This window comes from Bacteroides clarus, assembly GCF_015555825.1.
Taxonomy (GTDB): Bacteria; Bacteroidota; Bacteroidia; order Bacteroidales; family Bacteroidaceae; genus Bacteroides; species Bacteroides clarus.
The window spans coordinates 38880-51131 of the sequence record NZ_JADNLF010000005.1; the positions used below are offsets into that span (position 1 = coordinate 38880).

Here is a 12252-nt window from a genome sequence, read left to right on the forward strand (position 1 = left end):
ATAATCTGTATTAGTGTTAATAAATTAATTAGTAACCAAGTCTTTTAAGTGTTTCAACCGCATCCGGAACCGTTTGAGGAGCCGGCGCTTTACGCAGACCATTGTCAATTAAGTATTTCAGACTCATTTCAGAACGGTTGGTAAACAAACCGTCACCATAGATACCATGCAGAACTTCATCATATTGTACGGTATTTCCCCAGTTATACTGGCCGAAATATTTTCCCATTTGCGCATAAGAGTCGAATGAGTACGGATGATTGAGCATTCCTGATTTCTTAATAAGATAAGCCTGCCACGGAGCATTCATTTCCGGATAGTCATTAGGAGCGCCTGCAATACAAGGACCGATGATATGAGCCTTATATTCCAAACCGAGATTAATGAAAGAAGCATAACCTTGAGGTGTGTCATATTTCAAGTCGGTAGCCCCATTACCTTCCCACAACAAGAAGCACATAGGTATCTTACCCTGGAACTCTTCTGCTGTACGACGAAGACTCTCAAGAGAGAATGTCTGAAGAATAACCTTACCGTTAGTATTACCTACATTAACTTTATTATTTTTATAGAAAGGTTCTCCGTCGCAAGGCTTGGTAATGATATTCCAGCCGAGTTCATCAAGTTTGTTATAAACGCGTTTTTCAAAATCCGAAGGGTTCAGCCATGACTCTTTAAATTCAATATAGACACCCGGACGGTTACCGGTATCCTGCGGGTCATCCACATACTCAAACTTATACGTCAAACAATCACGGGGTTTATCCGGATTCCAAGTACCGGTAACGGTGTATATACGCTCACCGTCGGCATCACGTGCCAGCATTTTCCCTTCAGCATAACGGATTTGGTCTTCAAGAGCCGAGATATACTGATGTTGTTCGGAAAAAGACTCACGAGCCTGTTCAATGCTTGTTTCGTTAAACCAACTACCGGCATCAAGAGCAAGTAATTCCTCATACATATAAGACATTGCATAGTAAGGACGAAAACTGGCTTTATCGGCTGCAACAAGCTTTTCAGCTTCTGCCTCACTCATTCCATGACGCATATAAAACGCCTTACGGGTTGCAGGTACCAGTTCGCTATATACGTTTTCAATGTTGGTGGTACGTTTCAAGTTATCATCGTGATTGGCAAGGATAACACCGTCCTTTGTACACTGAAGGTCGGATTCAAGATAGTCCGCACCCATCTCGCGTGCCCAGCGCCAGGCAGACTCTGTTTCTTCCGGGGCCCAGAAAGTAGAGCCGCGATGCGCCATTACAGCATAATCGGGTACATAGTCGCGCACTTTTGCCATTTCGGCAGAGATTGTGTTTACTTCAACACGTGTTGCATCATTATTCACATCTGTAAAATCTTGGTCTTCACAGGAAGTGAAAGCTACTAAGGCCATACCTAACAAGGTTGCGCTTAATTTGATTGGATTCTTCAACATAGTTTAATTTTTAAGGTAAATACTGGTTTAAAGTCATTCTATATTATCTTAAAAAGATTATTTTTTGTTTCTTTCTGCAAGCAATGCTTTCTCGTCTTTATAAGTGAAAGACATCAACAAAATGGACAAGGCGCAGGCAATAAGCAGGAGTATGAAAGTCCAGTCCCAGCCTGCCATTTCGGCTACATAGCCGAGAACCACATTGGCAAGGATGGCTGTTCCGAAGAAGTACCCGAAGAACCCGGTAAGTCCGGCAGCCGTACCGGCGGCATTCTTGGGAGCAAGGTCGAGCGCTTGAACACCGATCAGCATTACCGGACCGTAGATGAAGAAACCGATAGCAATCAGAGACAAGGTTACAATTACATAGTTATCGGAGAAATGCCAGTAAAGGAAAATAAACACAGCAACAATAGCCATGAAGATGATAGTAGTCATGGCGCGTCCGCCCTTAAATACCTTGTCGCTTAACCAGCCGCAAACCAATGTTCCGGGTATTGCCGCAAATTCATAAGCAAAATATGCCCAACCGGCTTGCTTGATATCATATCCTTGAGCTTCTTTCAGGAAAGTAGGAGCCCAATCGAGACATCCGTAACGTACCATGTAGACAAATGCATTAGCGATAGCGATGTACCAAAGCATCTTGTTATTGAATACATGCTTAAAGAAGATTTCTTTTGCCGTAAGCACTTCCTCCTGCTTCTCGCTATAATTCTTGGGATAATCATTACGATACTTCTCAATGGAAGGAAGTCCGCAAGATTGAGGAGTGTCACGTATCAGGCAGTATGCCACTAATGCCACAAGGATAGCCACTGCCGCCGGGAATACATACGTACCGATGAGGAAGTAACGGGATGAGTCAGCGCCATAGAACCAGGAACCGAACCACAATGCGCCATAAACAGCCATCGGACCAACCAATGCACCGCCCACATTATGAGCGCAGTTCCAGATGGACATCATCGTTCCGCGTTCGGTCACCGAGAACCAGTGAGTCATGACACGTCCGCAAGGAGGCCAGCCCATACCGTTAAACCAACCTACCAGGAAGTTTAAAGCAGCCATTACGATAATAGCCAGTGATTTCTGTTCCGGACCGAAGAATTGCACCGGTACAATCATAAACATCATGGAGACAGCAGCCAAAATCAATCCTAACGGAAGGAATACGCGTGCATTACTGCGGTCGGACACGCTTCCCATCAAGAATTTGGACAAAGCGTAAGCCACGGCATTCATAGAAAGAACGATACTCAACTCACCCTTTTCAAAACCAAACTGAGCAAGCTCCGGAATGGCCATCGAGAAGTTTTTACGCACGATATAAAAACCTGCGTAACCGATAAATATACCCAGGAAGACTTGCCAACGATAACTTTTATACGTCGAATCAATCTTCTCTGCCGGTAATTCCTGCTTATGAGCAGGTGGTGCTAAAAAATTCCACATAGTACTAAGATTTTAAGAATAATATTATTTGTTACTATTTAGTTTGCTGGTTTCTTCTAAGTCCAGAGCTTCTGCAAGTATCGAAATCGGGTGTTTTACTTTTGCCGGAGTGGACATCTCGATCTGCCATTTACAAGTTTCGCAATCGGTAGCGACAAAATCGGCCGCCACTTCTTCTATCTGACGGAACAGTGAAGCGCCTATTCCCTGTGATGTTTCATAGTTTTCCTTTTTAAAACCGTATGTACCTGCGATTCCACAACATTGGGAATTAAGTACGGTGAGATTTACATTGGGAATACTGCGCAGCAAAGCGATGGAATAATACGCCCAACCGAGTTTTTCCATGTGGCAAGGCGTATGATAGGCTATCTTCATCTTTACATCATCACGGAATTTCAGTTTTACATTTCCCTCTTCAAGCAAGCGGAAAATGAAACGGGTAGCCAATTCTATGCTGTCGCGTACATCTGCATTATCAATTCCAAGCAAATGCGGATATTCATCCCTCATTGTAAAAATACAAGTCGACGAAGCCCCGACTACCGGACGCTTATCTTCAAAAATCGACTTACGGACAGAGCGGAGATTTGCTTCAGCTTGCTTGCGCGCCTGATTTATCAAACCGTTGGAAATCAAAGCCACTCCGCAGCATTTCTCTTTTTCAAGCAAATGCACTCCATAGCCTATTGCGTTAAGCACACTCACCATATCTTTACCCAACCGGGGGAAATTATAATTGATGTAACAACCGTGGAAGAAACTTACATGCTTCCCGTAGTTATCCTGAGAAGCCATCGCATTCTTTTTGAACCAGTTCTCGAATGTCTGGGAAGAATACTTCGGAAATACACGATGATGGTCTATTTTCAAGACTCCGTCCATTACCATTTTCACCGGTTTCAGAGACAATGTGGTATTCACTACGGGAGCAAAGGCGGACGCCATAGTACCTACGAAATCCGTATTTGCCAGCATAATATCGCGTAACGCCGGTTTCTTCTTGCTATATTTGATACGTGCCAACTGAATGATGTCGCCAATCTTCACATTCGAAGGACAAGCCACTTCACAACGTTTACAATTCAAGCAATATTTCAGCGCTTCATCAAAATATTCGCCTCTTTTCAAGCGAAGACGCTCTTCGTCCGGACCGGCCTGCTTCGGACCGGGATATTTAGGATTCACCGGGATAACCGGACAATATACCGTACAAACCGTACATTTGATACATTGCTCAAAATTGTTTTCGCTTATATTATTCTGCTGCATATTCATGACATCATCCTTTTATTAAGTTATCCGCTACATATAATGCCGTAAGCATGGAAATACCGGCACCGCAACCTTCATGTATTGTATTGGACCCGCTCAACACCGACCCAATGGCAAACAGATTCCGTTGCGCATCACCCTTAATCTTTATCCGTAACTTATCATCGGTAGCTACACCGAATGTCATATAATTCTGTTTATTGAAGAAAGCCTTGTCATACCAACTGTCACGTCCGGGAGTGAAATCGACATCACTACCGAAAACTGGTTCGATAACGCTATCCGGCTGCGCAACCAATCCGTTGCTGAAATAGCTGCCCGAAGCAAGGATAAAGTTTTCCGCCACAAATGAGATGTCTCCATGATTGACAGAGTATACCGCCTGCACTTTATTACCGCTGAAATCAGCTTTCACTACCGTATCACCCAACATATAAACTCCTCCCAACTCTTCAAAAGAACGGCGGAGTTGTTGCTGCGCACGAATACCCGGAACGGAAGGCGGCATTGTAGGAATCAGCCACACCGGAATATCCAACGATTCTTTCAGCTTCTTTACCGACGCCGCGGACGACAATCCGAATACAGCCGGCAAAGCAACGATGTCGAAGCCGGATATCTTTCCGGTCAACTCCAGAATCAAAGCTTCAAGCGTTTTTTCATTCTCCAATACTCTGGCAATGTTGGTAGAACGCATTTCCGTCGGACTGATCCGTAATCTTTCCAGTTCCGGAAGATTAATAGAGGAAATCCGGCATTCGGCGCCATACTTCTCAAAGCTGTCGGCAACAAACTTCGTGTTGAAATCAAGGAATCCGGCCATATTGACTACCAGAATCTTCTTACCGGCTATATCATTTGCCGAGGAAAGCGGCGTAAAATCAGAGAACGTCAGCCACGTCGGCTTCAACGTACCCATCGGAGTTATGCGTAAATGATTATGCTCGGCGTCACCGTTCACTTCAATGCCGCAATCGAGGAACTGCTGCTTTGCTTCACGAACGTAGTAGGCAAAATTATCGCCCAACTTAGCGTATGGATGGTTCGTACCAACCTTGTCAGCCGCAGCCACAGGATTGTCCACCTTCGTTCCGTCGGCAAGCTCGTTAAGCAAATCAAATGAACCGGAAGAAAAATGCAACGCACTTTGCCCGGTGGAAACGATAGCACATTTCACGCCATTCTTCTGCAAACGGATTCCACACGTCAGACCGGCAAGTCCCCCACCTATTATTAAAGTATCAAATTTCATCTCTATTCATTTTATTCCATTCCACAAACTCCACTGTATACCCACTGGGTATATTCACTTTCACGCAATGCTTCGCCCCATGCCACAGGATACAATCCTTTCCAGCGTTCGTTCAGGAACGAAGCCAGGTCATTCTTCGCTTTTTGAGAACAATTATGCGCCTCACCCAACAATCCTGCCGCACGACAAGCGCAGAGTTCTCCCTGACAGGTTCCCATACCGACGCGTGTGCGACGACGCAAGTCTATCAGATTATGCACATCAAGTTCGTTTACAGCATAGTTTACCTCACCTACGGTCACATCTTCACATTCGCAAACCAGACTGTTGTCATACTTGCTTTCCGACGCAATCCTGGCGGCCATTTCACCGTGACGTCCGACCGAAGAACGTTTGGGTTGATCCGTCGTCACTTGTTTACCGTCAGACCGTCCCTCTTCCAAACGCGAACCGGGAAGGGGTTCATTCATCGTAGTACAAGGCTTGTCAATGCCAAGTTTCTTGCAAGCCAGATTCGTAGCCCATTCCGCCATCAGTCGATAAGTCATCAACTTTCCGCCGGTAATAGTTACAAAGCCCGCAACACCATCACGTATCTCATGATCCAGCAACACGATGCCACGGCTGATGTTACGTCCGGAAGGGTCGTTATCGGCGGCCACCAGCGGACGAACGCCGGCGTATGCGCGCAAAATACGAGTTGTAGCCAAAGCAGGAGCCAACTTCTCCCCCTCCGACAACAACAAATCAACCTCTTCCGACGTAACCCGCACATCATCCACCTCATCAAAGCCCACGCGACTGGATGTCGTTCCAATCAGGCAGATCGTATCTCCAGGAACAAGAATATCTGCATTGGCAGGCTTGCGGCAACGGTTAAGCACAACATTATTGATTCGATGCCCAAAAATCAATAATGAGCCTTTTGCAGGGAACATGTCCACCCTTATGCCTGCTTTTGCAGCAATGCCATGTCCCCAAATACCTCCCGCATTAATAGTCAGAGGTGCGTAATAATTATGTTCTGTTTTCGTTTTATGATTAAATACAGTGACTCCGACGATACTTCCCCGGTCCTGAATCAATGCTGTCACTTCATGATAAACCAGTACTTTCGCACCGTGAGCTTTGGCATCAATAACATTTGCCAGAGTCAGTCTGAAAGGGTCTATCGAACCGTCAGGCACTTTCACCGCTCCTGTTATGGCAGGATTAACAGAAGGTTCTATCAATCTCGCCTCGGCAGGGTCTATCACTTGCGCATTGATACCTGCGGCCCGACACGATTCCACAAATAAGTTTTGATACGAAAGGTCGTCTTCCGGAAGAGAGATAAACAAGCCGCCGTTTTCTTCTACACAATGGCGCGCTATCTTCCGAAGAATCATATTCTCCTTGATACATTCGGCAGCCGATTCCCTATCAGTCACCGCATAACGGGCGCCACTATGAAGCAATCCGTGGTTTCGCCCGGTGGCACCAGCAGCAAAATCAAAGCGTTCTACAAGCAAAACACGCATTCCACGTAAGGAACAATCTCTTGCCGTACCCGCTCCGGTCGCACCTCCACCAATAATAATGATGTCAAATTCGTTAATTTCGCCATTAAGTACCATGTCTCTTATAATATTAGTTAACGTCGTTTGATTTCAAGATTAGGATAACAGCGCTTTTGCTTTCTTATCAAAACGACTTAGGTTTCATTTCGCAACAAATATAAATTCTATTTTTATAATAACGAAACATTTCCTTTGTTTTTTTACTGAAAAGCAGAAAAAAAATCTTCAGACAGGAAGTTTTATATAAAAAACGACAACAAGACTTACGTTTCAAAAGAAAAGATAACAGAACTACTGTTTTATAATTTCTTAGCATTATGAGTTTTCCCATACTGTTTTTTTCAAGTATATTAGCGCATTAAATACGATTTTCAAGCTTATTATGACAAAAGAAGAGAGACAATCTATCATATTAGAATTGTTGATACAGCATAATTCGATTCTGGTAACGGACTTAGCCACACACCTTAACGTTTCGTCAGTTACGATACGCAAGGACTTAACCGATCTCGAAAGAGAAAAGAAACTATACCGAAATCACGGAAAAGCGATTTTAATAGACCCCTATATCGACAACAGGAATGTTAGCGAGAAGGAAAAGCTGTATGTCGAGGAGAAGAGACTGATCGGAATGAAAGCCGCAAGCCTCATCGCTCCCAAAGATTCTATACTTATAGCATCGGGAACAACCATGCACGCACTCGCGCGCAGCATAGTTCCGGTGGACGAATTGACCGTCATTACCGCTTCCATGGAAGTATCGAACATCCTGGCAAGCGAAAAGAACATATATATCATCCAACTGGGCGGTATATTACGGCATAGCAGCCTGTCCGTAGTAGGAAAATATGCAGAGAATATATTGGCGGATTTCTCGTGCAGCAAGTTATTCATCGGTGTAGACGGTATCGACCTCGATTTCGGTATCACCACCACCAACATGATGGAAGCAAGTCTTAACCGCGTCATGATGCAAACCGCCCAGAAAACGATTGTGCTTGCAGATTCTTCCAAATTCGGGCGGCGCGGTTTCAGCAAGATTTCCGACATGGAGGATGTCGACCATATCATCACCGACTCCCGCATCCCCCCTTCCACCGCTTTACGCTTAGAGGAGATGGGCATCGAACTGACAATTGCCGATGCCGGTTATCACAATAACATGTAAAAAGAAAACAGGTGCCATAAAGTCCTTATGACACCTGTTTCATATCTATTTATAATGTATATGAAATCAATTCCCCTCTACATGAAGCCCCGTTTCATCCAGGACATAGGTTTTGAAGCTATCGGAATAAGTATAAATACTGAAATAAACATCCACGCCCTGCACACCTTCAGTCATATATTGTTTTAAGGGAACGGACAGATAGGCACGCTTACCGTAATCTTGCACATCGCTACTCACATCGTGATATAAAGTCAACCGCACTTTGGCGCGTCCGCTATCTTCATCTATCGAAACTCCATCCTCTACAAAATGAAAAAGATGTTTGCCCTGCTGCTTCACCTCTAAAACAACATTCAGATAATCATATCCCAACCAAATACTCCGTATTTCAGAAGGTTCCGTTTTCACTCCCCCTTCAAATTCACCGGCAGTCAGAGGCAGGGGAGAAATCGTTTGCAACAGAGCATACAGTTTTACGCCTGAAACCCGACCGTCACCGGCGACCGACGTCTCATAACTGGCGACAATACGAACGGATGCATCCGCGTTCGTACGCAGGCCTGACGCATCCTCAAGAATTTGAAACGTCTCGCCTTCATCGGTCAACACCGACTCCAACCGTCCGTCCGCTCCGGAAAACGCAGTCATAAAATCCTGCTTCACGGAAGGATAATGATAGTCATCATCGCCGCATGATACCGACAGGCACGACACAACGGCGACAAACAGGCCACAGCAGTACTTTTTCATACCCACTTACTACACACTGTTACGATTCCTCTTTACGCAACCAATCGACAAGCCCTTACTTGGTCGCAGCCAAATAATTCGTCAACGGATTGGCATACATCAACAACAACTTCTCACGCAAGAAATCCACATCCTTGTCAGGAATAGTGATACGCTCCAGCTGACCGTCAATATAACTTGTAAAGCGCTTCTTATCCTCTGCCGTATAATGTTCGACAAACTCCTCGGCATTGTGCAGCAAGTCGTGAGCCACATAATTATTGGCAAAAATACGATAGTTGGCATGAATACGCTTATCAATCAAAGCGGATATGGCAACGAACAACTCCGGTTTCGGCAATGTTCTGTCCAATTCGCCCAAATCTTCATTGATACAAGATGCCATACGGAAACATACACGGCCTTTGTATCCCAGAAGTCCGGTCTGCATGTTCAGCAAGTCGTCATCCGTGGTTTTCTTAAAGTCGGGTATATCACGCTTCAGCTGGAATTCCTGCGCTTTCAGATAGTCGCAAGGATCATATTCGTACGAAATGGAAAGCGGAACGATATTCAGTTCCTGAAGATTGGTGATGATGTCTCCGTCGCCGCCCATCGCCAACATTTTCAGAACGCTATCCTGCGTGATGTCATTAGAGTCCTTGGCACGTCCCTCGCGTTGGGCTATCCAGATGGACTGCTTCTTTTCCGCAATCGTGTAGTGCATATAACGCGACATACGAATGGACGACTCCAACATCTGGCGCATGGTAAGCGCGCGCTGCACGGTGAAGCATTTATTGATACGCACCAATTTCTTAATCCAGGGATAAATCAGCAGATTATCACCGATAGCAATTTCTACGGTATCCAACCCCTGCTCCACCAGAAGAACAGACAAGAAACCGGAGTCGAGAATGATGTCCCTGTGATTGGACACATAGGTATAGGCAGACTGCTTGTTCAACACAGCCATACTTTCCAGTATCAGTCCGTCTGTAGTATCTTTGGCTAATTTATGCAAGATGCCGTAGCAAAGGTTTTCCTGGAACTCCTGCTTGGTCTTGCTCGCACGCATTTTCTGCGCGATAGCCTCAAAAGGAACACCCGGCATAACGGCGCAAGCCACTTGTTGGAAGGCCGGGTCAGCAATTAATTCCTCAAAAATCTGAGGTAGTTCTTCGTCATGATAAGGGCGGATTTCTTCAAATTCCATGATATGCAATTTTAAATTTTAAACAATAAGCATTTGGTTTCAAGACTAATAAACGGGCATCTAATAGTCGGTTGATACCTAATAGTTAATATCTAAAATTGGTTTTCTATTATATCTGTCATTACATCTTTAATATCCAGGTTCGCCGCACGTACCTGCTGCGGGATAAAACTGGTAGCGGTCATACCCGGAGTAGTGTTTACTTCCAGCAGATTTATTTTCTTTCCTTCGGTAATGATATAGTCTACGCGGATAATTCCGGAAGCTCCGAGGATATCATAAATGGCGGAAGTAAGTTTCTGCACGCGGTCGCGCAGTTCATCGGGAATGCGTGCCGGAGTTATTTCGTCCGACTCACCGTTATATTTGGCTTTATAGTCAAAATACTCATTATGCGATACCACTTCCGTAATAGGGAACACCACAGACTTTTCTTTGGTCTTGTAGCAACCGCAAGTAATCTCCATACCTTCCATAAAAGCCTCCACCAAGACTTCTTTCGCTTCGGCGAAAGCCTTTGCAACGGCAGGTTGTATCTGCTCTTTCGTATTTACCTTCGTCACCCCGAAGCTGGAACCGCCCAGACTGGGCTTGATGAAACAAGGCAAGCCTATCTTCTCAATCACATCTTCGTCGGAAACAGACTGCCCCTGGCGAAGCAGCAAAGAGTCGGCGATACGCACACCGAACGTTTTCAGATATTGATTGCAGGCAAACTTATCATACGTCAGTGCGGCCGCAAGCACTCCGCAACAGGAATAAGGTATATGAAGCATATCGAAATATCCCTGCAAACGCCCGTCCTCACCCGGAGTTCCGTGAATGGTGATATATGCAAAGTCGAATACAACCTTCGCGCCGTTCAGCCGGAAGCTGAAATCATTACGGTCTACCGGAGCTTTCGTACCGTCGGGAAGCTGCACGTGCCAGTCCGGCCCCTGCATCTCTACTATATATAATGTGTACCTCTCCTTGTCGATGAAGGAGTAGATTCCTTGTGCACTACGCAGGGAAACTTCGAATTCGGAAGTGTCTCCTCCGCATACAATAGCAATTGTGCGTTTCATTCTAATTCTCTATTACTAATATAGCCTCTCCACTTATCAATCAGCCGACTCATATCATCCGGCAACTCCGAGGTAAAGTACATTTCCTCCCCGGTGACGGGATGTACGAACCCCAGCGTCATGGCATGAAGCGCCTGCCGCGGACAAGTATCAAAGCAATTGTTTACAAACTGTTTGTATTTGGCAAAATGGGTCCCTTTCAGAATCTCATGGCCGCCATAGCGTTCATCATTAAAGAGGATATGTCCGATATGCTTCATGTGCACACGGATTTGATGGGTACGGCCTGTTTCGAGGATACACTCCACAAGCGTCACATACCCCAGGCGTTCCAGCACACGATAATGGGTAACGGCATGCTTACCCTGGTCATCGGGCAGAACGGTCATCTGCATACGGTCTTTAGGATTACGCCCCACATTACCGATGATTGTACCTTCGTCTTGTTCCACATTTCCCCAGACGAGGGCACGGTAACGGCGTTTGGTGGTTTTATTGAAGAATTGCAGACCGAGATTGGTCTTGGCATCCGGTGTTTTGGCAATCACCAGCAAACCGGACGTATCTTTGTCGATACGGTGCACAAGCCCCACATGCGGGTCGTTGGCATCGTAATCGGGAATATCTTTCATGTGCCAGGCGATGGCGTTGACGAGCGTACCGTGATAATTCCCGTGCCCGGGATGTACCACCAGCCCCGCCGGCTTATTGACAACCATCAGGTACTTGTCTTCATACACTATATCCAGGGGAATATCTTCGGGGATAACCTCGTTTTCGTAACGGGGACGGTCCATCATCACCGTTATCACGTCCAAAGGTTTCACTTTGTAACTGCTCTTGACCGGCTTATCGTTCGCCATCACAAATCCGGCATCGGCGGCTTTCTGTATACGGTTACGCGAAGCATTGGTCAGACGGTCGAACAGATATTTGTCCACACGCATCATCTCCTGCCCTTTATCCACTACCACGCGGAAGTGCTCATAAAGCTGCGACTCATCACCGACAGGTTCTATATCGTCCAGTACATCATTTTCTATGTCGTCCGGTAACTCTTCGATCATCGTTTGTCCTTTTTAAGAAT

Annotated in this window: 10 protein-coding genes; 1 reads left to right on the top strand and 9 read right to left on the bottom strand. The window is 45.6% G+C overall.

The genetic code is table 11. The annotated features are described in order from the left end of the window. Positions 1–28 precede the first annotated feature (28 nt). The 5 genes from I2F54_RS07110 to glpA are packed head-to-tail and all read right to left on the bottom strand — an operon-like array spanning position 29 to position 7039. Positions 29–1441 (bottom strand): glycerophosphodiester phosphodiesterase family protein, encoded by a 1413-nt coding sequence (locus I2F54_RS07110; RefSeq protein ID WP_009121853.1) that lies wholly within the window; start codon positions 1439–1441, stop codon positions 29–31. A gap of 57 nt (positions 1442–1498) precedes the next feature. Continuing rightward, entirely contained in the window at positions 1499–2896 is a 1398-nt protein-coding gene (gene pgtP, locus I2F54_RS07115) for a phosphoglycerate transporter protein PgtP (protein WP_073212676.1), read from the bottom strand. Positions 2897–2920: 24 nt separating this feature from the next. Continuing rightward, positions 2921–4174, bottom strand: coding sequence for an anaerobic glycerol-3-phosphate dehydrogenase subunit GlpC (gene glpC / locus I2F54_RS07120; RefSeq protein WP_195500861.1), 1254 nt, complete (start codon positions 4172–4174; stop codon positions 2921–2923). 4 nt (positions 4175–4178) lie between these two features. Continuing rightward, positions 4179–5423, bottom strand: a complete 1245-nt coding sequence (gene glpB / locus I2F54_RS07125; RefSeq protein ID WP_195500862.1) for a glycerol-3-phosphate dehydrogenase subunit GlpB — start codon at positions 5421–5423, stop codon at positions 4179–4181. Positions 5424–5434: 11 nt separating this feature from the next. Further along, positions 5435–7039, bottom strand: coding sequence for an anaerobic glycerol-3-phosphate dehydrogenase subunit A (gene glpA, locus I2F54_RS07130; RefSeq protein ID WP_009121849.1), 1605 nt, complete (start codon positions 7037–7039; stop codon positions 5435–5437). A 325-nt stretch (positions 7040–7364) separates the two neighbouring features. Between glpA and I2F54_RS07135 the strand changes: the two genes are divergently transcribed. After that, complete coding sequence (locus I2F54_RS07135) at positions 7365–8150, top strand: DeoR/GlpR family DNA-binding transcription regulator (protein WP_009121848.1); 786 nt, start codon at positions 7365–7367, stop codon at positions 8148–8150. A gap of 66 nt (positions 8151–8216) precedes the next feature. Here the strand turns inward: I2F54_RS07135 and I2F54_RS07140 are convergent, their stop codons facing one another. The 4 genes from I2F54_RS07140 to I2F54_RS07155 form a co-directional block, all read right to left on the bottom strand. Continuing rightward, positions 8217–8903 carry a NigD1/NigD2 family lipoprotein gene (locus tag I2F54_RS07140; RefSeq protein WP_195500863.1) on the bottom strand — a complete coding sequence of 229 codons (687 nt, stop codon included), beginning with the start codon at positions 8901–8903 and terminating at the stop codon, positions 8217–8219. A 55-nt stretch (positions 8904–8958) separates the two neighbouring features. Next, positions 8959–10098, bottom strand: coding sequence for a 1-acyl-sn-glycerol-3-phosphate acyltransferase (locus I2F54_RS07145; protein WP_009121846.1), 1140 nt, complete (start codon positions 10096–10098; stop codon positions 8959–8961). 92 nt (positions 10099–10190) lie between these two features. Then, entirely contained in the window at positions 10191–11165 is a 975-nt protein-coding gene (locus tag I2F54_RS07150; RefSeq protein WP_195500864.1) for a D-alanine--D-alanine ligase, read from the bottom strand. Continuing rightward, positions 11162–12232, bottom strand: coding sequence for an RluA family pseudouridine synthase (locus I2F54_RS07155; RefSeq protein ID WP_009121844.1), 1071 nt, complete (start codon positions 12230–12232; stop codon positions 11162–11164). The genes I2F54_RS07150 and I2F54_RS07155 overlap by 4 nt, the downstream gene beginning before the upstream one ends. Positions 12233–12252: the final 20 nt, after the last annotated feature.

Coding starts and splice junctions, on each gene's coding strand:
- I2F54_RS07110 (WP_009121853.1), bottom strand. CDS start 1,441: ATGTTGAAGAATCCAATCAAATTAAGCGCAACCTTGTTAGGTATGGCC.
- pgtP (WP_073212676.1), bottom strand. CDS start 2,896: ATGTGGAATTTTTTAGCACCACCTGCTCATAAGCAGGAATTACCGGCA.
- glpC (WP_195500861.1), bottom strand. CDS start 4,174: ATGAATATGCAGCAGAATAATATAAGCGAAAACAATTTTGAGCAATGT.
- glpB (WP_195500862.1), bottom strand. CDS start 5,423: ATGAAATTTGATACTTTAATAATAGGTGGGGGACTTGCCGGTCTGACG.
- glpA (WP_009121849.1), bottom strand. CDS start 7,039: ATGGTACTTAATGGCGAAATTAACGAATTTGACATCATTATTATTGGT.
- I2F54_RS07135 (WP_009121848.1), top strand. CDS start 7,365: ATGACAAAAGAAGAGAGACAATCTATCATATTAGAATTGTTGATACAG.
- I2F54_RS07140 (WP_195500863.1), bottom strand. CDS start 8,903: ATGAAAAAGTACTGCTGTGGCCTGTTTGTCGCCGTTGTGTCGTGCCTG.
- I2F54_RS07145 (WP_009121846.1), bottom strand. CDS start 10,098: ATGGAATTTGAAGAAATCCGCCCTTATCATGACGAAGAACTACCTCAG.
- I2F54_RS07150 (WP_195500864.1), bottom strand. CDS start 11,165: ATGAAACGCACAATTGCTATTGTATGCGGAGGAGACACTTCCGAATTC.
- I2F54_RS07155 (WP_009121844.1), bottom strand. CDS start 12,232: ATGATCGAAGAGTTACCGGACGACATAGAAAATGATGTACTGGACGAT.